The following is a 20,369-nucleotide window of genomic DNA, read 5'->3' as shown; positions in this document are numbered from 1 at the left end:
GCGCGGCGTGCGCGGCGGTCTGGCCTTGCGGCGTGGGCGGTGGGTTGGCCGTGCGGCCTCACACGAGGGTCTGACCGCGCATGCTGGCGGTGTGACCGCGTGCGCGGTGGGCTGGCCGTGTGGCGTCCGCGGCGGCCGTGCGGCCCGCGCCGTGGGCTGGCCGCGCCGCGCACGGGGCTGTAACCCGGCCGCGTGCACGGTGGGATGACCGCGCCACACGGGCCGGGCGTGCTCTGGGTCGCCGAAATCGTTGCGGTCCTGCACACTTTCTGCGTGGAGGTCAGCCGGTCAGGGGTCCGCTCGGCCGTCGTGTTCAATCCGGCCAAGCTGGATGATCCCGACGAGCTGCGTTCCGTCCTGGGTAAAGCGCTGGAAAAAGCGGGCTGGCCCGCGCCCGAGTGGTACGAGACGACCGTCGAGGATCCGGGGCGGGGGCAGAGCAGCGCCGCCGTCGAGGCCGGGGCCGAAGTGGTGTTCGCCTGCGGTGGTGACGGCACCATCATGGCCTGCGCGTCCGGGCTCGTGGGCACCGAGGCCGCCCTCGCCGTGCTGCCCAGCGGCACCGGCAACCTGCTCGCCGCCAACCTCGGGCTCTCCGGCGACCTCGCCGCCGGCATCGCCGTCGCGGTCGAGGGTGGGCGCCGCCGGCTCGACCTGGGGCTCGTCAAGGGGCGCGACGAGAAGCGCTACTTCACGGTCATGGCCGGCATGGGGTTCGACGCCCAGATGCTCGACTCGACCTCCGAGACCACCAAGGCGCGGATCGGCTGGCTCGCCTACCTGTTCGGCGGCCTGAAACACCTCCGCGACCGGCCCATGCGGCTCTCCGTGCGCATCGACGACCGCCCGCCCATGCGGCGCCGCGCCCGGTCCGTCCTCATCGCCAACGTGGGAAGGCTGCAAGGCGGTGTACGCCTCTTCAAAGAAGCCGAACCCGACGACGGCTGGCTCGACATCGCCATCCTCACCCCCCGCACCGTCGGCCACTGGGCCGCCCTGAGCTGGGGCGTGCTCCGCCGGCGGGGGCGCGTCCCGCGGATGGAGACCTACCGCGGCCACACGATCCAGGTCACCAGCAACCGACCGCAGCCGCGGCAGACCGACGGCGACGTGATTCCCGCCGGCCGGGTGCTGCGCGTCGAGGTCCAGCCCAGCGCGATCTGGCTGTGCGTACCCCGGCCGGAAAGCTCCGACGACCTCGCCTACGACGCCGACGCCGCCGCCGAGCGTGGGGAGCGGCTGGTGGGCAGCGAATGACCAGCACGGGGGCAGGGGAATGAGCTCGACGCGGATGGTCCCGGAGACGCGGTTGATGTCCGCGGACCAGCTCACCGCCGACGACGCCTGGCACACCCTGCGCGGGCACGGCGGCTGGCACCTCGTCCGCGACGCGTTCGTGCGGCTGCGGTACGGCGACGGCTTCAGCCACGCCCGCGCGTTCGCCTTCCAGCTCTGCCTCGCCGTCGTACCCTTCCTGATCGCCCTCACCGGCCTCACCACCGACCTGGGCGTCGAAGCCGGCGGCCGGGTCGTCGCCGACACCGTGATCGCCCTGACCCCGGGCGCCAGCGTCGACGTCGTCCGCGACCTGCTCGTCGACGACGAGCGCACCGAGGACGCCGGTGAGCTCGCGCTCGCCCTCGGCCTGATCACCGGCCTGGTCGCGCTGACCATGGCGATGTCGCAGGTCGAGCGCGGCGCCAACCGGATCTACGGCGTGGAGCGCGACCGGCCCGCCCACCGCAAGTACGTCCGCGCCGCGGTCCTCGCCGTCACCGCCGGCCTGCCGATGCTGCTCGGCTTCCTGATGCTCGTCGCCGGCGGCCCGATCGGCGACTCGATCCAACGCGAGTACGGCTGGGGCGGCTGGGTCCACACCCTCTGGGACATCGTCCGCTGGCCGATCTCGATCGCCCTGACCGTGTTCGCGGTCGCCGTGCTGTTCCGGCACGCCCCGCGCCGCCGCCAGCCCGGCCTGTCGTGGCTCCTGATCGGCGCCGGCATCGCCACCGTGCTCTGGGTCGGCGCCAGCCTCCTGCTCGCCCTCTACGTCTCGCTCGCCGAGAGCTTCAACCAGACCTACGGCGCGCTCACCGGCATGATGGCCCTGCTGCTCTGGGCCAACCTGACCGGCGTCGCGTTCTTCCTCGGCCTCGCCTTCACCGCCCAGCTCGAAGGCCTGCGGGTCGGCGTCCCCGAGCCCGCCGAGCCCGACATGTGGAAGCCGATCGAGCAGCGCGCCGCCGTCGATGGTGTGCGCGAGCCGACATCCGGGTAAACGAACGCCCCATGACGGTCGGTACGAAGGCGCCGCGGGACAGCGCGGCGCGCACGCTGTTCCGGCGGCCCCTCGAGCACTTCACCGTGCGCAGCGCGCTGGGCCTGGTCGCGATCATCGCCGCCGGGATCGGGTTCGGGATCCTGCTCGCGCTGGTCCGGTTCAGGTTCGGTCCGTTGTACGACCTGGACCACGGCGTCGCCAACGAGGTCAACGGCTACGTCGCCGACCACGAGGGCCTGCTCGACGTCATCCGGTTCGTCACCGACCTCGGCGGCGCGATGAAGGTCTGGGTCGTCGCCCTCGCGGTCGCCGTGCTGCTCATCCGGCGCCGCGTCCGCCTGGCGATCTTCGTGGTCGTCTCCGGCCTCGGCGCCCTCGCGCTCGAGCCGACGATCAAGCTGCTCGTCGGCCGCCTGCGCCCCGTCGTCGACGTGCCGGTCGCGCACGCCCCCGGCAACAGCTTCCCCAGTGGACACTCGCTCGGCTCCTTCGTCGTCTACGGGAGCCTGCTCCTGGTCTTCCTGCCCGCCGTACCCAGGAAATGGCGGGCCGCCGTCATCGCCGCCGTCGCGACGCTGGTCGCCCTCGTAGGTGTGTCCCGGATCGCGCTCGGCGTGCACTTCGTCTCCGACGTGCTGGCCGGCTGGCTGCTCGGCGCGGCCTGGCTGGGCGTCACCCTGTACGCGTTCCGGCTGTGGCGCCGCGAGGAGCACCGCCGCGAGCCGGCGCTGACCGAGGGCCTGGAGCCGGAGGCCGCCCGCGACCTCAAGCCGGCACCGACCGAGCGCGCCGTCCTGCCGCACCCGTTCGTCGAGTCCGCCGAGGTGCTCGTCGGCTGGGTGCTCGTACTCGGAGCGTTGTTCGGGTTCGGCATGTGGGCCAGCTACCACGCCGACGGCACGGTGCTCGCCTACCTCGACACCGCGGTGCCGCGCTGGTTCGCCGAGCACCGCACGGGGCTGCTCGACGGCTGGAGCCACGTGGCCAGCAAAGCGGGCGACACGCACACGATCCTCGCCGTGTCGCTCGTGTTCAGCACGCTCGTTCTGGCACGCTGGCGACAATGGCGGCCGATCCTGTTCCTCGTGCTGGTGATGGTGGGCGAGCTGACGCTCTTCCTCGCGTCGGCCGCCGCGGTGAACCGCCCGCGCCCCGACGTGCCGCACCTCGACCAGAACCTGCCCACGGCGGCGTTCCCCAGCGGCCACATCGCGGCGACGCTCTGCCTGTGGACGACGATCGCGCTGATCGTCATGGCCCGCACCGACGCGTGGTGGCGCTGGCTCACCGTCGTCGCCGCCGTGGTGATGCCGCTGATCGTCGCCACCTCGCGCTTCTACCGCGGCATGCACCACCCCAGCGACCTGCTCGGCGCGATGATGCTGACGGCCCTCTGGGTCGGCCTGCTCTACGTCGTGCTGCGCCCCAACGCCGAAGCGGTGACCGCCGATGCGGGTGATGACCTACAACATCAAGACCGGGGGGTACGACGGGTCGCGCGGCACCCGGCTTGAGGAGATCGCCGAGGTCATCGGCACCGCCCTGCCTGATGTGGTGGCCCTCCAGGAGTTGCGGGGCGACTCGGGCACCTGGCTGGCGAAGCGCCTCAACATGCGGATGGTCCGCGCCCGCTCGTCCTGGGGCCAGCCGGTCGCGGTCCTGACCAATCCTGATTGGACGGTGCTCGCGGCCGGCCCGGTGGCCCGGCCGTTCCACCACGCCGCCGCCCGCGTCGTCGTCGCCACCCTCGGCGGCCCGCTGACGGTGATCTCCGCGCACCTGCACCCGCACTGGGGCTGGCGCCGTCTGCACGAGGCACGCTGGCTCGTCAACGCCGTCGGCCGGACGCGGCTGGCGCTGGTCATGGGCGACCTGAACACCCTCGACCCCTGGACCGACCACCAGGACCGCCTGCGGGCGCTGCCGCGCCAGTACCGCGCCCGCCACCTGCGTTGGCGCCCGCCCACCAGCAAGCCCAGCGACCGCGACGTCGGCAAGGTCGCCCGGGTCGACACCCGCGCGATCGCGGCCCTGGACGCGGCGGGCATGGTCGACCTCTTCCGCGCGGTCGGCGAGGGCGCCCCGGAAACGGCCCCGACGGCCCTGGGCGGCGCCGAGTTCTCGGGCATGCGCCTGGACTACCTGTTCGCGACCCCGGCCCTGGCCGAGCACGTCCGCTCGTGCCGCATCCTCCGCACGGCCCACGCCGACCGCGCCAGCGACCACTACCCGGTGGTAGCGGAGATCAACATCTGACCGGGACGCCCGGAGTCAGGGGTGTCTCGACGTCGCCGACGGGCCAGCAGGCAGGGGGCATCGACCCGGAGAGGGCGATCGCGAGTGCGGTCAGCACGACGGCGACGCACAGGAGCACGGCGACGTCGCGGGCGAACCGGCGGGTGACGCCGCCGAGGCGACCCCGCGCTGTTCCGTTCGGCCAGCCGTCACCGTCCAGGAACAGGCTGCCGGGGTCGCCGTCGCGGGTCGCGACCACTCCGGCCGCGACGACCGGTCGGTTCGCCGGCACGACGAACTCCCGTTCGGCCCGCCGGTCGCGGTTGTCGTTCCGGGGATCCTCGATGGTCCGCACGGCGACCATCATCGGACTGTTGAACAGGAGCATCTTGCCGGTGCGGACCGGCCCGGCGACGTGGATCGTCGCGTCGCCCACGTCGTCGTGCAGCCTCGTGTCGCCGTTGTCGAAACCAGGGTCCTTGATGGTTTCCGTGTAATTGTCACTGACGACGTGTTCGTGGACGCGGACGACCTGGAACCCCACGCAGGCCACGCCGCTGTGGTAGGCGGAGATCACCGGCCCGGCGGCCGTACGTCCGACGACCACCACGGCGGTGCCGGGCCGGGCGGACGCGAACTCGGCGCAGGTCAGCACCGGCCGGCGCCGGATCAGCCACCACCGCAGGGCGACCTGCGCCGCCCCGACGGCCGCGAACACGGCGCCGATCGAGGCGCACATCATCAGGATTCCCACGGCGTCCCCCGACCTGTCATGTATCCATCGTCATCGAGGCCGACCGTCCGATCCATACGTCCGGCTCGGCGGGTTCGTCGATCGCATTGACAGTCATCAGCCGCGCTGGCAGTATGGGAGCGCTTCCAAGCATGGTTGTCTATGCCTTAAGGCCTGAAGGGGCGGCCCGTGAAACGTCGTGCTGCCGCCACCGTCGTCGTGCTCGCCGCCGCCGTCGGCCTCATCGGGACCACGGCCGGCCCGGCCGTCGCCGCACCGACCGAGCACATCGCCAACGGCACCTTCGACACCGGCACCTCGCCCTGGTGGGCCACGGGCACCACGTTGACCACAAGGGACGGTCGGCTCTGTGTCGACGTGCCCGGCGGGACCACCAACCCCTGGGACGTCGCGATCGGCCACAACGGCATCCCGCTGGCAGACGGGGCGGAATACGCGCTGGCCTTCACCGCGGACGCCACAGTGGACACCACCGTGACGGCCAACGTGCAACTCAACGCCGCGCCCTACACCACCGTGCTGTCCACGAGCGTCACCCCGGACGGCGGCCGCGAGCAGCACACCTTCACCAGCGGCCTGACCGCCGCCGACGGCACGTTCACGCTGCACCTGGGCGGCAAGGCCGACCCGTACACCTTCTGTCTCGACGACGTCAGCCTGACCAGCGACGGCGACCTCGCGCCCGAGCAGATCGAGAACGGCGATTTCGGCGACGGCACCGCCGGCTGGTACTCCTACGGCACCACCAGCACCGCCGTCGAGGACGGCCGGCTCTGCTCCGTGGTGCCCGGCGGGATGGCCAACCCGTGGGACGGCGGCGTCGGTCAGAACGACGTCCTGCTCACCGCCGGCGCGACCTACACGCTCAGCTTCGACGCCCAAAGCAGCCCGGCGGCCACCGTGCGCGTCGCCGTGCAACTCGGCGCCGACCCGTACACCGGCTATTTCAGCCATGACCTCCCGCTGACCGCGGCCGGCGACCACTACGAGTTCACCTTCACCGCCCCCGACGACACCCCGGCGGGCCAGGTCGCGTTCCAGGTCGGCGGCAACACCGACGGCTTCCGCTTCTGCCTCGACAACGTGAGCCTGCGCGGCGGCGAGGCCGAGCCGCCCTACGTCCCCGACACCGGCCCGCGCGTCCGCGTCAACCAGGTCGGCTACCTCCCCGACGGCCCGAAGCGGGCCACCCTGGTGACCGACGCGACCGCCGCCCTGCCGTGGCAGCTCACGAAGAACGGGGCCGTCGTCGCCGGCGGCAGCAGCACACCGCGCGGCATCGACGCGGCGTCCGGCCAGAACGTCCACACCATCGACTTCAGCGGGTACGCGACGCAGGGCACCGGACTCACCCTCGTCGCCGACGGCGAGACCAGCCACCCGTTCGACATCACGCGGACGCTGTACGACCGCCTCCGCGCGGACTCCCTGCACTTCTTCTACGTCCAGCGCAGCGGCATCGCGATCGACGCCGCCCTCGCCGGCGAAGAGTACGCCCGCCCCGCCGGCCACCTCGGCGTGGCGCCCAACCAGGGCGACACCGACGTGCCGTGCCAGCCCGGCGTCTGCGGCTACCGGCTCGACGCGCGCGGCGGCTGGTACGACGCCGGCGACCACGGCAAGTACGTCGTCAACGGCGGCATCGCCACGGCCCAGTTGCTGAGCACCTACGAGCGCACGAAGACGGCGCCCACCGCGGCCTGGGGCGCGCAGCTCGGCGACGGCACGCTGCGCCTGCCCGAGCGCGGCAACAAGGTCCCGGACATCCTCGACGAGGCCCGCTGGGAGCTCGAGTGGCTCCTGCGCATGCAGGTGCCCGCCGGCCAGCCGCTCGCCGGCATGGCGCACCACAAGCTGCACGACCAGAACTGGACCGGCCTGCCGCTCGCGCCCGAGGCGGACCCGCAGCCGCGCGAGCTGCACCCGCCGTCGACCGCGGCGACCCTCAACCTGGCGGCCGCCGCCGCGCAGGGCGCCCGCCTGTGGGCACCGTACGACGCGGCCTTCGCGGGCCGCGCCCTCGCCGCGGCGAAGACGGCGTACGCGGCCGCCAAGGCCCATCCCGCCGTGTACGCCAGCCCGACCGACGGCAACGGCGGCGGCGCCTACAGCGACGACGACGTGACCGACGAGTTCTACTGGGCGGCCGCCGAGCTCTACCTGACCACCGGTGCCGCCACCTACCGCACCGACCTCGCGGCCTCACGGCACCACACCGGCGACGTCTTCGCCGCGACCGGCTTCTCCTGGGGCAGCACCGCCGCCCTGGGCCGGCTGGACCTCGCCACGGTCCCCAACGGACTGCCGGCGGCGGAGCAGAGCCGGATCCGCGACTCCGTGCGGGCCGCCGCCGACGCCTACCTCGCCACCGCCGGCACCCAGGCCTACGGCCTGCCCATGCCGGGCCACCCGGGCGCCTACCTCTGGGGCGCCAACAGCAACGTCATCAACAACGCCGTGGTCCTGGCGACCGCGTTCGACCTGACCGGCCAGGCGAAGTACCGCATTGGCGCGATCGAGGCGATGGACTACATCCTCGGCCGCAACGCGCTCAACCAGTCCTATGTGACCGGTTGGGGCGAGAACGCCGCCGAGAACCAGCACAGCCGGATCTTCGCTCACCAGCTCGACCCCGATCTGCCGCACCCGCCGGCGGGCTCGATCGCGGGCGGCGCCAACGCGGGCCTCGACGACCCGTTCGCCAAGCAGTTGCTCGACGGCTGCAAGCCGATGTTCTGCTACGTCGACGACATCAACTCGTACGCCACCAACGAGGTCGCGATCAACTGGAACTCGGCGCTGGCCTGGCTCTCGTCGTTCCTCGCCGACCAGGGTGCCGGCCCGGCGCCCGCGACCGTCTCGTGCCGGGTGGTCTACACCGACTACGGCACCTGGTCGGGCGGCACGGGCTTCACCGGCCAACTCGACATCACCAACACCGGCACCGCCGCCGTCAACGGGTGGACCGCGACGTTCGCGTTCACCGGGGACCAGCGGCTGCGCGAGGCGTGGCTGGCCCAGGCGAGCCAGGCCGGCGCGGTGCTGACCGCCCGCAACGAGTCCCACAACGCCCGCATCCAACCGGGAGCTTCCGTCATGTTCGGCTTCAACGCCACCCAGTCGTCCTCCTACGCCAATCCCGCGCCGGGCCTGGTGACCGTCAACGGAAGCCGGTGCTCGTCATGAGGACGGTCGCGGTCGTGACGGCGACCGCGCTCCTCGGCGCGAGCCTCGCCGCCGCGGTGGGCACTGCCACCGCGGCGGCGGGGTGCCGGGTCGACTACGCGGTCAGCAACCAGTGGCAGGGCGGCTTCGGCGCGGCCGTGACGGTCACCAACCTCGGCGACCCGATCGACGGGTGGGCGCTGACCTGGAGCTACACCGGCGGCCAGACCGTGACGCAGGCCTGGAACGCGACCGTGACCCAGTCCGGCGCGGCCGTCACCGCGCGCAACGTCACCTACAACGCGGCGCTGCCCACCAACGGGACGGCCCAGTTCGGCTTCAACGGCTCCTGGACGGGCAGCAACCCGGCCCCGAACGCCTTCTCGCTCAACGGCACCGCGTGCACCGGCGGCACGACGCCCGGCAACCCGACCCCGACGCCGACCGACCCGCCGACCGACCCGCCCACCAACCCACCCGCGGCCGGGGCCAGGCAGGTCGAGGACCTGGACCGCGGCGCGATCAGCGTCCGCTCGGGCAACGGCAACCTGGTCTCCTGGCGGCTGCTCGGCACCGAGGCCACCACCACGGGCTTCCACGTCTACCGCGGCTCGACGAGGCTGACCGGCACCCCGATCACGACCAGCACCAACTATCTCGACAGCGGCGCGGCGGCCGACGCCACCTACACGGTCCGGGCGGTCGTGAACGGCGTGGAGCAGGCGGCGGGCCCGGCGGCCCTGCGGTTCGCCAACGGCTACCTGGACGTGCCGATCCAACGCCCCGCCGGCGGCAGCACCCCGACCGGTGAGGCCTACACCTACAGCGCCAACGACGCGAGCGTCGGCGACCTGGACGGCGACGGCGACTACGAGATCGTGCTCAAGTGGGACCCGTCGAACGCCAAGGACAACTCGCAGTCCGGCTACACGGGCAACGTGTTCGTCGACGCGTACCGTCTCGACGGGTCCCGGCTGTGGCGCGTCGACCTCGGCCGCAACATCCGCGCGGGCGCGCACTACACCCAGTTCCAGGTGTACGACTACGACGGTGACGGCGCCGCCGAGGTGGCCATGAAGACGGCCGACGGCACGCGCTCCGGAACCGGCCAGGTGATCGGCAACGCGACTGCCGACCACCGCAACAGCAGCGGTTACGTGCTGAGCGGCCCGGAGTTCCTCACGATGTTCGACGGCCGCACCGGTGCGACGCGGTCCACCGTGGACTACCTGCCGCCGCGCGGCACCGTGTCGAGCTGGGGCGACAACTACGGCAACCGGGTCGACCGGTTCCTCGCCGGCACCGCCTACCTGGACGGCACGCGGCCGAGCCTGATCGTCTCCCGCGGCTACTACACCCGCACGGTCATCGTCGCCTACGACTTCCGCGACGGCACCCTGCGCCGGCGCTGGACGTTCGACTCCAACAGCGCCGGGGCGCAGTACGCCGGCCAGGGCAACCACAGCCTCACCATCGGCGACGTGGACGCCGACGGCCGCGACGAGGTGGTGTTCGGCGCGATGACCGTCGACGACAACGGCGCTCCACTGTGGAACACCGGGAACGGCCACGGCGACGCCGCCCACCTCGGCGACCTGAACCCGGGCCGGCCGGGGCTGGAATACTTCAAGGTCTCCGAGAACAGCGGCGAACCGGGCTCCTGGTTCGCGGACGCGCGTACCGGCCAGGTGCTCTGGGAGACGGCGCCCGCCGGCGACAACGGGCGTGGCGTGGCCGCGGACATCCATGCCGGCAGCGCCGGCGCCGAGTCGTGGTCCAGCGCGGTCGACGGCCTGCGCGGTGCCACGGGTGCCAACGTCGGCCGCAAGCCGTCGAGCGCCAACTTCGTGATCTGGTGGGACGGCGACCCGGTGCGCGAGCTGCTCGACCAGACCCGGATCGACAAGTACGGCACGGGCGGCGACACCCGCCTGCTCACCGGCTCCGGGGTGGCCGGCAACAACGGCACCAAGGCCACCCCGGCGCTGTCCGGCGACATCCTCGGCGACTGGCGCGAGGAGGTGATCTGGCGCACGAGCGAGAGCACGGCCCTGCGGATCTACGCGACACCCAGCCTGACCGACCGCCGCATCCACACCCTTGCCCACGACCCCATGTACCGGGTCGCGCTCGCGTGGCAGAACACCGCCTACAACCAGCCGCCGCACCCGAGCTTCTTCATCGGCAACGGGATGGCGCAGCCGCCCCGGCCCAACGTCTACGTGAGCTGACGCACCAGCTCGAACGAGCGGATCCGGTCCTCGACGTCGTACACCATGGTGGTGAGCATCAGCTCGTCCGCCCTGGTGGCCTCGAGGAGCGCCGAGAGCTGCCCCTCGACCGTCGAGGGCGAGCCGACCGCCTGCCCGACCTGGCGGTCGGCCATGAAGATCCGTTCGACCTCGGTGTACGGGTGGGCGGCGGCTTCCTCCGGCGTGGCGAGGGGCTGCGGCCGGCCCTGGCGCAGCCGCAGGAACGAGAGCCCGGCCGGCCCGCTGAGGAACCGCGCCCGCTCGTCGGTGTCGGCGCACACCACCGAGACCGCGACCATCGCGTGCGGCTCGTCGAGCCAGCGCGACGGGGTGAACCGCTCGCGGTAGAGCGCCAGCGCCGGCAACGTGTTCTGCGCGCTGAAGTGGTGGGCGAAGGCGAACGGCAGGCCGAGCAGCCCGGCGAGCTGGGCGCTGTAGCCGCTCGACCCGAGCAGCCACACCTCGGGCGACTCACCCGCGCCCGGCGACGCGATGATCGACCCGGGGTCGTCCTGCGTGAAGTAGTTGATCAACGCGGCCAGCTCCTGCGGGAACTGCTCCGCCGAGAGCCCCTCGACGGTCCGCCGCAGGGCGAGCGCCGTCGCCTGGTCGGTGCCCGGCGCCCGGCCGATGCCCAGGTCGATCCGCCCGGGGTGCAGCGCGGCCAGCGTGCCGAACTGCTCCGCGACCACCAGCGGGGCGTGGTTCGGCAGCATCACGCCGCCCGAGCCCACCCGCATCGTCGAGGTGTTCGCGGCCAGGTGGGCGAGGAGCACGGCCGGCGCCGAGGACGCGATGGCGGGCATGTTGTGGTGCTCGGCGACCCAGAACCGGCGGAAGCCGAGCTCCTCGGTGCGCCGGGCGAGGGCGGTGGTGTGGGCCAGGGCCTCCCCGGGCGAGCCGTTGGCGGCGACGGGGGCGACATCGAGCACGGAAAGCGGAACGTCGATCACGAAGAGAAGACAACACCGCCGCCGCCGGAAGGCTTCCCCTACAGGCGGTTCAGTTCGGGCAGAAGCTCGCTCGACGCCCAGTCGAAGAAGTCCCGCTGGCTCTCGTCGCCGATCTGGAGCACCGAGACGTGCGTGAAGCCCGCGTCGGCGAACGACTTGACGGCCTCGACGTGCCGGGCGGTGTCCGGCCCGCAGGGGATGCCGGCCGCCACGTCCTCCTCGCGGACGAACTGCGACACGTCCGCGAACGCCGCCGGGTTCGGCAGGTTGGAGTTGACCTTCCAGCCCATGCCGAACCACGGGAACTGCTCGTGCGCGACCTTCCGCGCCGCCGCCTCGTCGCGGCCCCAGCAGATCGGCTGCTGCCCGTACCGCGGCTTGCCCGAACCGCCCGCGTCGTCGAAGAGCCGCAGCAGCCGCGACTCCGGCTGTGTCGCGATCGCGCCGTCGCCGTACTCGCCCGCGAGGCCCGCCGACTCGGGCCCGGAGAGCGCCACCGCGATCGGTACGCGGGTCTCCGAGCGGTCCCAGACGTACGCCTCCGGCACCTCGAAGTACTCGCCCGAGTAGGTGAGCTGCTCGCCGTCCAGCAGCGGCCGGATGATCTCCAGCGCCTCGGCCAGCATCGCGTGCCGCTCGCGCACGTGCGGCCACGGGCCGACCACGTGCTCGTTGAGGTTCTCGCCCGCGCCGACGCCGAGCACGAACCGGCCGTCGGCCAGGAGTTGCATCGTCGCCGCCTTCTGGGCCACGACGGCAGGGTGGTAGCGCCGCGTCGGGCAGGTGATGTAGGTCATCAGCTCGGCCCGGGACGTCGCGTGGGCCACCGCGCCGAGCACCGACCACGCGTACGGCGAATGCCCCTGCGCGTCGAGCCACGGGTAGTAGTGGTCCGAGATCGTGATCTGCGCGAAGCCGACCTCCTCGGCCCGGACCGCGTAGTCGACCAGGTCCTTGGGCCCGGACTGCTCGCACAGCAGTGAGTAGCCAACGGCGACCATCGCTCAACCTCCCGAAAGAACGTCCCGTTCTGCCCGGTTACCCCGGTTCGGCGAGGTCAACCGTGGCGGCTACTTAACCGGTTGACCTGTCCCGGCCGGCGGCCCTACTGTGAAGCCGCGCCCAGGGAGCCGGGCGGCAGCTGACGGGCCAGCTGCCGGCCCTTGTCACGTCTCCCTTGTGAAGGCAGGAAATGCGATCCCGACTCCTCGCCGTCCTATCGGCGCTGTCCGCGGCCGCCCTCGCGGCCCTGTTCGTCCTCACGATCGGCTCACCGGCCCGCGCGGCCGCGGGCTTCACCGTGTCCAACGGCCGTCTCTACGACGCCAACGGCACCGAGTTCGTCATGCGCGGCATCAGCCATGCGCACACCTGGTACACCGGCCAGACCCGGGCCTTCGCCGACATCAAGGCCACCGGCGCCAACACCGTGCGGGTCGTGCTCAGCGGCGGCCGCTGGCCGGCCAACAGCGCGAGCGACGTGGCCAACGTGATCAGCCTGTGCCGGCAGAACCGGCTGATCTGCGTGCTGGAGAACCACGACACCACCGGGTACGGCGAACAGAGCGGCTCCGTGCCGCTGTCCACCGCCGTCGACTACTGGATCGGCCTGCGCGACGTGCTGGCCGGCCAGGAGCGCTACATCATCATCAACATCGGCAACGAGCCGGTCGGCAACAACGCCGTCAGTCCGACGTGGACCCAGGCGACGACCACGGCGATCCAGCGGATGCGTACGGCCGGCTTCGACCACACGCTGATGGTCGACGCGCCGAACTGGGGCCAGGACTGGCGGTTCGAGATGCGGGACAACGCGGCGAGCGTGTTCGCCGCCGACCCCGACCGCAACACGGTGTTCAGCATCCACATGTACGGCGTGTTCGACACCGCGGCGGAGATCACCGACTATCTGGGCCGCTTCCGGGCCGCGAACCTGCCGATCGTGGTCGGCGAGTTCGGGCACAACCACTCCGACGGGAACCCCGACGAGGACACGATCATGTCCTACACGCAGGCCAACCGGATCGGCTACATCGGCTGGTCGTGGAGCGGCAACGGCGGTGGCGTCGAGTACCTCGACATGGTCACCAACTTCGACCCGAACCAGCGGACGACCTGGGGCCAGCGGATCGTCGACGGCGCCAACGGGATCCGGTCGACCTCGCGCGAAGCCACGGTGTTCGGCGGCGGCCCGACGGGCTCACCGACGACGGGCCCGACGAACTCGCCGACCGCGCAGCCGACCACGCCGCCGCCGGCCCGCGGCTGCACGGCCGCCTACCGGGTGATCGGCCAATGGCCCGGTGGGTTCCAGGCCGAGGTCTCGGTCACCGCGGGCAGCGCCGCGATCAGCTCCTGGACGGTGGGCTGGACGTGGGCCGACGGCCAGCGGATCAGCCAGTCCTGGAACACCACGCTGACCAGTTCGGGCAGCGCGGTGACGGCCCGCAACGTGACCTACAACGGCACGCTCGGCGCGGGCGCGAGCGCCACGTTCGGCTTCCTGGGCTCGTGGACGGGCAGCAACAGCACACCCTCGCTGAGCTGCACCGCGAGCTGAGTCTGTTTGGAACGGACCGTTGTTATGCGAAAAGCGTTAACAACGGTCCGTTCCTTAGTCGACCTCGGCGCTGCCGGTCACGCGCAGCTTGCGCCGGGCGCGCTCCGAGAAGGTCGTGTGGCCCAGCCGGATCACCCGGGCCGCGCCCGGCACCGCGTTGACGTCGATGCGGTCGCCGGGGCCGACGTAGGTCGCCACGCCGCCGTCGACCTCGACCGCCAACCGACCGCTGCGCTCCAGCACGTCGAGGCTGAGCGTCTCGTCGACCGAGAGCATCAAAGCGCGGTTGTACGAGGAGTGCGGCGACGACGGTACGACCAGGACGCCCTCGAGGTTGGGGGAGACGATGGGGCCGCCGGCGGAGAACGCGTACGCGGTGGACCCCGTCGGGGTCGCCACGATCACCGCGTCGGCGGCGTACCGGACGAACGGGACGCCGAGGATCCGCACACCGATCGCGGCCGAACCGTCGCCGGGCACGCGTACCAGAGCGATGTCGTTGAAAGCCGTGACCTCGCGCCCCTCGGGCAGCGTCGAGCGGATCGCCAGCCGCTCCTCCAGCGAGTATTGCCGGTTGTCGATCGCGGAGAGCGCCCACGGCAGGTCGTCGACGTCGATCTCGGCGAGGTAGCCGAGCTTGCCCAGGTTGACCCCGAGCACCGGCGTCTTCGTGCCCGCGGCCAGCCGCATGCTGCGCAGCATGGTGCCGTCGCCACCGAGGCTGACCAGGATGTTGGACTTGTCGGCGAGCGTCTCGGGATCGACCGGGATCGCGTTGCAGTCGATCCGGGCGATGTCGTCGGCCAGCCCGAGCACCGAGGCGCCGTGGTTGCCGGCCCACTTGAGGATGGTCTCCATGGCAGGGGCCGAGTCGCGCTGCGGATGCAGCACGATCCCGACGGTATGCACCATTCCCACAGCGCAACTGTAGTGCCTGAACGGCGGAGCGCCCGATCCGTGGGATCGGGCGCTCCGGGTGACGGGTGAGGTCAGCGGTGGGTGGTCGCCGCCTCGTAGAGCTTCTCCGGTGCGACGGCGCCGAAGAACACGCGGCCGTCGTCGGTGAGCAGGCCCGTGGCGAGGTGGCTGGTGAACAGCCGCCCGCTGCCCCAGGCGCCGCTGACCTTCGGAAGCTGGCCGAGCAGGCCGGTGATCTGCTTCATCTCGTCGCCGCCCGGCTGCTGGCCGGCCGGCTGGTCCAGCCGGGCCATGATCACCGTGGTCCAGCCGGTGCCGATCACGGTCGGGCCCTCGCCCGCGGGCTTCGTGCCCTTGGCGGCCCGCTCCTTCTCCTTGGCGATCCGGTCCTGGAGCGCCTGGCCGTCCTTGCTCTTCGCGGCGTCCTCGACCAGTTGCTTCGCCTCGTTGACCTTGGTGCCCGGCGGCGGGTTGAAGGTGAACTGGGCGTCGTCGGGGCGGTCGAAGTTGACCATCGTGAAGGCGACCTCGAACGCCGGCTTGTCGGACGCGCTCGGGTAGATCCGGAAGCGCAGCGGCACGTGCTCGGTCGCGTCGACCGCGATCGAGATCTGGCCGACCAGCGAGGCGCGGTCACGCGGGGTCAGGTTCAGCTCGTACGCGTCGCGACCCGCGATGTTCGTGGAGCGCCCGACGCTGACCTGCGTGCTGGGCTCGATCGCCTTGAGCGCCAGGTCGGCGGCCTCCTGCGGCGAGGTGGGCAGGCCGGTCGGCGGCGCCCCGTGGTCGCCGTCGGCGTCGATCTTGGTGTGGGTGGCCGTCTTGGCCCGGCTGCTCCAGACCCAGGCGTCGGAGCCGTTGCGGATCAGGTCGGTCTGGGCGTTGCCGCCGACCAGCGAGACGCGGGCCTTGTCGGGGCCGGCGTACCAGACCCGCAGCGTGTGCTGGCCGTCGACGAGCGACATCAGGTTGTCGTCGCCGAGCATGCCGGCGAGGCTGGCGATCGGCGGGAGGCCGAGGTCGGCCCGCTGCACGACGGTGCCGGAGAGGCCGTCGAGGCGGGCGGTCTGCACGTCGACGAGGAGTTGCGCGGCTGAGCGTTCGGGGAGGGTCGGGTCGGCCGCGCCGGCGACCGTGGCCACGGCGGCGCCGCCACCGATCACCGCGGCCGCGGCGGTCGCGGGGACCAGCCAGCGGAGCACCGGACGTTTGGTCAGGACAGACATGGGTGGATACCTCCTGCGGAACATGATGCCGTGGGCCGGCTGAGACGCCGCTGAGAGATCTGGGCCGGACCCCTCCCGGGATGGCACGCTCTACTGGTGCGGTTGCTGGTGGTGGAGGACGAGGCGCGGCTGGCCTCGGCGCTGCGGCGTGGGCTGCAGGCCGAGGGCTTCGCGGTCGACGTGGCCGGCGACGGCCCGGCGGGGCTCGAGTTGGCCCGCCACGGCGAGTACGACGCCATGATCCTCGATGTGATGCTGCCTGGGCTCTCCGGCTACCGCGTCGTGCGCGCGCTGCGGGCCGAGGACAACTGGCTGCCGGTGCTGATGCTCTCGGCCAAGGACGGCGAGTACGACCAGGCCGACGGGCTCGACTGCGGCGCCGACGACTACCTGACCAAACCGTTCTCGTACGTCGTGCTGCTCGCCCGGCTGCGGGCGCTGCTGCGCCGCGGGGCGCCCGCCCGCCCGGCCGTGCTCGAGGCCGGCGACCTGCGGCTCGACCCCGCGCAGCGCACGGTCACCCGCGACGGCGACCCGGTCGGGCTGACCGCCCGCGAGTTCGCGCTGCTCGAATACCTGATGCGGCGCCCGGGCGAGGTGGTCTCCAAGACCGAGTTGCTCGACCACGTCTGGGACGCCAGCCTCGAGACCGCGGAGAACGCGGTCGAGGTCTACGTCGGCTACCTGCGGCGCAAGCTCGGCCGCGACCGGCTGGAGACGGTCCGCGGCGCCGGCTACCGGCTGGCGACATGAGCCCGGGGCGGGTGTGGCGGCGGCTGAGCCTGCGCGGCCGGCTGATGCTCCTCGGCGTCTCCGGCCTGGTCGCCGGCCTGATGGTCGGCGGGGTCCTGCTGGTCACGGTGCTCGGCGGCACGCTGCACCGGGGCGCCGAGGACAGCGCCGTCAAGACCGCCGACGGGCTGGCCGAGCTGATCGCCAACGACTCGCTGCCCGACCCGCTGCCGGTCACCGGTGACGACGTCCGCGCCCAGGTCATCGACGGCGACGGCCGGGTACGGGCGGCCTCGCTCGGCGCGGACCGGCTGGTGCCGTTCCTCTACGCCGACGAGCGGCCGGCGGTCCGGCGCGACAAGCCGACCACCGTCTACATCCCGGGCGAGCGGATCGGCGTCAACGGGCCGGTCCAGGTCGTCGCCGTGCCCGCGGGCACGGCCGCCGAGCCGAGGACCGTGCTGGTCGCCAAGTCGCTCGGTGACCTCGTGCGCGCCGTCGACCTGCTCAAGCACTCGCTGCTGATCGCGTACCCGTTGCTGGTCCTGCTGCTCGCGGCGATCGCCTGGCGGGTGATCGGGGCGACCCTGCGCCCGGTCGAGGCGCTGCGGGCCGGCGCCGAGGCGATCACCGACGGGGCGCGGCTGCCGCTGCCGGAGTCCCGCGACGAGATCCACCGGCTCGCGGTGACCCTCAACGGCATGCTGGGCCGGCTGGAGCGGGCCCGGGCCCGGCAGCGGACGTTCGTCGCCGACGCCGCGCACGAGCTGCGCTCGCCACTGGCCAACCTGCGCACCCAGCTCGAGGTGGCGCAGCGCATCGGCGACCCGCCCGACACCGACGACCTGCTGGCCGACGTCCGCCGGCTCGGGCGCCTGGTCGACGACCTGCTGCTGCTCGCCCGCGCCGACGACCTGGCCGGACGCCCCGACCCGGTGACCGGCCCGGTCGACGTCGGCGGGCTGCTCGCCGAGGTGGCGGCCCGCTACCCGGCCAAGGTCACGCTGCTGCCCGTCGCGGGCACGCCGTGGACCGTCGGCGACGAGGCGGCGCTGGACCGGGTCGTGGCCAACCTGCTCGACAACGCGGTCCGGCACGCCCGCAGCCGGGTCGAGCTGGCCGCGGCGGTGGTCGGCGACCAGGTCGAGATCACCGTGACCGACGACGGCCCGGGCGTGCCCGCGGCCGACCGCGACCGGGTGTTCGACCGGTTCACCCGGCTCGACGACGCCCGGGCCCGCGACGCGGGCGGCGCCGGCCTCGGGCTCTCGATCGTGCGGGAGCTGGTGGCCCGGCACGGCGGCACGGTCACGCTGGCCGACGCGGAGCCGGGCCTGCGGGTGCTGGTCCGCCTGCCGGCCGCGGAGCTGCCGGCCATGCCCGGCACCGACGATCCTGACCTGGTCGTGGAGCCGGATCAGCCGCGGTCGGTGCAGACGGGCTTGGCGCGGCCGACCACGCCGGCCGGGTAGACGACGCCGACCACGAAGCAGTAGTCGTCACCGGAGTCGAGCCCGTAGACCACGTAGTTGTCGGCGCCCGAGGGCAGCTGCTCGATCTGCCGGGGTTGCTGGCCGCGCGGCCCCGCCGAAACGACGACCGGCCCCGCGGCGCCCGCCGGGTAGGTCCACCGGAGCGTGACCTCGTCGGACCCGTCGTCGAGGGCGACGTCACCGGGCGGCGTGCCCGGCCGGGCGACGGGCGGCGCGGTGGTGGTGGGCGGCGCCGTGGTGGCGCGGGCCGTGGGTAGCGGCACGGTCGGCTGGGTGACCGGGCCGCCGTTGCCCTGACGGTCGACCAGGGCGAAGCCGGCGATGACGGCGGCGGCGCCGAGCACCACGACCAGGATGCCGGCGATCACCAGCGGGGCGACCCGCCGCCGTGGCTCGCGCGGCGGGGGAGCGACCCGGACCGGCAGGGCGCCGGGCGGCCGCCGCTCGGGCAGGCGGGCGGCGCGACGCTCGGCCTCTTCGCCGGCTTCCAGCTCGCGGGGCCGCGCGGACGCCGCCGCGGCGGGTGCCGCGGGCCCGCCGGGCAGCGAGGCCGCGCCGGGATCGGGGCCCCACGCGTCGCGCTCCCAGTCGTCGTCGGGCAGCATCGGGCCGGCCGGTGCGGCCCAGCGCTCGTCGCCGCGCACCCGTCCGGACCACGCCTCGTCACCCTCCGCGCCGGGCTGGTCCTCCCACCCCTTGTCGGCCTCCTGGGTGGTGTCGCGGCCTGTGTCCGCCTCCGGAGGCTGAGCCTCCCGGCCTGTCGCGGCGGAGTCCCAGTCGTCGGTGCCTGTGCCGTCCCAGGTCTCGCTGGTCGTGCGGTCCCAGGTGGCCTCGTCCTGGCGGCGCCAGACCTCGTCGCCGGTCGGCTCGCGTTCGCGGGCCCACTCCGAGCGGTCCTCGTCGCTCGCGCGTCCGGCCCAGCCCGCGCTGGGGCCGGCGGCCCCGGCGGGCCAGAGCGGCCGTTCCGGCGCCGACCGCTGCGTGGGCGGCGACCACGCCTCCGGCGGCGCCTCGGCCTCGGGCGGATAGACCTCCGCCGCGTACGCGTCGCGCAGGTCGGAACCGTCGGCGTAGAGGTCGCGGCCCTCGTCGGACGCGGCGTGCCGGGGCCCGCCCCGCGCCTCGAGGTCGTCGAGCGCCGAGCCGCTGCCGAACCCGTCGCGCAGGGTCGGCGTGACCGGCGCCGGCGCGACGGGCGGCGGGGTGACCGGTGTCGGGGCGACCGGGGGCGCGGTCATCGGCGTCGGGGCGACCGGCGGGATGTGCTCGGGCACGGGCGTGAACGGCCGCACGTAGCCGGCGCCCGCCGCGTCGCCCGAGGCGCGCGGCGGGGGCGGCCCCGAGTCGGTCGCGACCAGCTCGCTGTCCTCGACGACGCAGGCGTGGTCGGGGTTGGCCGGCGCCCGGGCGAGCGCCGCCACCTGGGCGACCAGCGGGTGGTCGGCCGGCAGGTGGGTGCGGCACAGCTCCTGGGCCAGCGCGAGGTGGGCCTGCGAGTCGGCGCGCCGGCCGCAGTCGCGCTCCATGGCGCCGAGCTTGGCCAGCATCCGGATGCCGGCGGGGTGGCCGTCCCCGTAGACCTCGCGGTGCAGCTCCCAGGCGTCCTCGAGCCGGGTCCGGGCGGTCGCGCAGTCGCCGCGGGCGTATTCGACCGTGGCGAGGTCGGCGTGCGCGGCCAGCACCCGGGCCGACTCGGGGCCCTCCGCGGCCGACAGCTCGAGGATCACGTCGTGGTAGAGCCGGGCGGCTCGCTCGTGCGCCCCGACGCGGTGGAGCACGGCGGCGAGCGTGGTGGCCGTG

15 protein-coding genes are annotated in these 20,369 nt (G+C 73.2%); 9 read left to right on the top strand and 6 right to left on the bottom strand.

Going from position 1 to position 20,369, the window contains the following annotated elements; all coding sequences use genetic code 11:
* Positions 1–204 precede the first annotated feature (204 nt).
* Genes Asi02nite_RS38120 through Asi02nite_RS38105 form a run of 4 tightly spaced genes read left to right on the top strand, consistent with a single transcriptional unit; the run spans position 205 to position 4,537 of the window.
* Entirely contained in the window at positions 205–1,257 is a 1,053-nt protein-coding gene (locus Asi02nite_RS38120) for a diacylglycerol/lipid kinase family protein (RefSeq protein WP_203718920.1), read from the top strand.
* A gap of 19 nt (positions 1,258–1,276) precedes the next feature.
* On the top strand, positions 1,277–2,278 hold the full coding sequence (locus Asi02nite_RS38115; protein WP_203718919.1) for a YihY/virulence factor BrkB family protein: 1,002 nt from the start codon (positions 1,277–1,279) through the stop codon (positions 2,276–2,278).
* Positions 2,279–2,289: 11 nt separating this feature from the next.
* A complete protein-coding gene (locus tag Asi02nite_RS38110) occupies positions 2,290–3,795 on the top strand; it encodes a phosphatase PAP2 family protein (RefSeq protein ID WP_203718918.1) in 1,506 nt (501 codons plus the stop codon).
* Positions 3,731–4,537 (top strand): endonuclease/exonuclease/phosphatase family protein, encoded by an 807-nt coding sequence (locus Asi02nite_RS38105; protein WP_203718917.1) that lies wholly within the window; start codon positions 3,731–3,733, stop codon positions 4,535–4,537. Before Asi02nite_RS38110 ends, Asi02nite_RS38105 begins: the two co-directional genes overlap by 65 nt.
* Here the strand turns inward: Asi02nite_RS38105 and Asi02nite_RS38100 are convergent.
* The gene (locus tag Asi02nite_RS38100) at positions 4,527–5,270 is read right to left on the bottom strand and encodes a hypothetical protein (protein ID WP_203718916.1); all 744 of its coding nucleotides are present in this window, start codon (positions 5,268–5,270) and stop codon (positions 4,527–4,529) included. The genes Asi02nite_RS38105 and Asi02nite_RS38100 overlap by 11 nt on opposite strands.
* A gap of 168 nt (positions 5,271–5,438) precedes the next feature.
* On the opposite strand from Asi02nite_RS38100, the gene Asi02nite_RS38095 reads away from it, so the two are divergent.
* Positions 5,439–8,456: a glycoside hydrolase family 9 protein gene (locus tag Asi02nite_RS38095; RefSeq protein WP_203718915.1), complete on the top strand. Its 3,018-nt coding sequence runs from the start codon at positions 5,439–5,441 to the stop codon at positions 8,454–8,456.
* Complete coding sequence (locus Asi02nite_RS38090) at positions 8,453–10,666, top strand: rhamnogalacturonan lyase family protein (protein ID WP_203718914.1); 2,214 nt, start codon at positions 8,453–8,455, stop codon at positions 10,664–10,666. The genes Asi02nite_RS38095 and Asi02nite_RS38090 overlap by 4 nt, the downstream gene beginning before the upstream one ends.
* Here the strand turns inward: Asi02nite_RS38090 and Asi02nite_RS38085 are convergent.
* Both Asi02nite_RS38085 and Asi02nite_RS38080 read right to left on the bottom strand, forming a co-directional pair.
* The gene (locus tag Asi02nite_RS38085) at positions 10,654–11,640 is read right to left on the bottom strand and encodes an LLM class flavin-dependent oxidoreductase (protein WP_203718913.1); all 987 of its coding nucleotides are present in this window, start codon (positions 11,638–11,640) and stop codon (positions 10,654–10,656) included. The genes Asi02nite_RS38090 and Asi02nite_RS38085 overlap by 13 nt on opposite strands.
* 38 nt (positions 11,641–11,678) lie before the next feature.
* On the bottom strand, positions 11,679–12,641 hold the full coding sequence (locus tag Asi02nite_RS38080) for a TIGR03557 family F420-dependent LLM class oxidoreductase (protein ID WP_203718912.1): 963 nt from the start codon (positions 12,639–12,641) through the stop codon (positions 11,679–11,681).
* Between the two features lie 191 nt (positions 12,642–12,832).
* Between Asi02nite_RS38080 and Asi02nite_RS38075 the strand changes: the two genes are divergently transcribed.
* Positions 12,833–14,200 (top strand): cellulase family glycosylhydrolase, encoded by a 1,368-nt coding sequence (locus Asi02nite_RS38075; RefSeq protein WP_203718911.1) that lies wholly within the window; start codon positions 12,833–12,835, stop codon positions 14,198–14,200.
* A gap of 54 nt (positions 14,201–14,254) precedes the next feature.
* Here Asi02nite_RS38075 and Asi02nite_RS38070 read toward each other — a convergent pair whose 3' ends face one another.
* Positions 14,255–15,112 (bottom strand): NAD(+)/NADH kinase, encoded by an 858-nt coding sequence (locus Asi02nite_RS38070; RefSeq protein WP_203718922.1) that lies wholly within the window; start codon positions 15,110–15,112, stop codon positions 14,255–14,257.
* 77 nt (positions 15,113–15,189) lie between these two features.
* Entirely contained in the window at positions 15,190–16,344 is a 1,155-nt protein-coding gene (locus Asi02nite_RS38065) for a LolA family protein (RefSeq protein ID WP_203718910.1), read from the bottom strand.
* Between the two features lie 96 nt (positions 16,345–16,440).
* Between Asi02nite_RS38065 and Asi02nite_RS38060 the strand changes: the two genes are divergently transcribed.
* Together Asi02nite_RS38060 and Asi02nite_RS38055 are read left to right on the top strand one after the other, a co-directional pair.
* The gene (locus tag Asi02nite_RS38060; protein WP_203718909.1) at positions 16,441–17,097 is read left to right on the top strand and encodes a response regulator transcription factor; all 657 of its coding nucleotides are present in this window, start codon (positions 16,441–16,443) and stop codon (positions 17,095–17,097) included.
* Between the two features lie 44 nt (positions 17,098–17,141).
* Entirely contained in the window at positions 17,142–18,548 is a 1,407-nt protein-coding gene (locus Asi02nite_RS38055; RefSeq protein WP_203718921.1) for a sensor histidine kinase, read from the top strand.
* On the opposite strand, the gene Asi02nite_RS42890 is transcribed toward Asi02nite_RS38055, so the two are convergent.
* Positions 18,494–20,369, bottom strand: a 1,876-nt coding sequence (locus Asi02nite_RS42890) for a fibronectin type III domain-containing protein (RefSeq protein ID WP_203718908.1), incomplete at its 5' end; no start/stop codon positions are given. The genes Asi02nite_RS38055 and Asi02nite_RS42890 overlap by 55 nt on opposite strands.

The organism is Asanoa siamensis (assembly GCF_016862555.1).
GTDB classification, from domain to species: domain Bacteria; phylum Actinomycetota; class Actinomycetes; order Mycobacteriales; family Micromonosporaceae; genus Asanoa; species Asanoa siamensis.
Note: the sequence above shows the minus strand (reverse complement) of the source record. Positions and strands in the feature narration are given on the sequence as shown.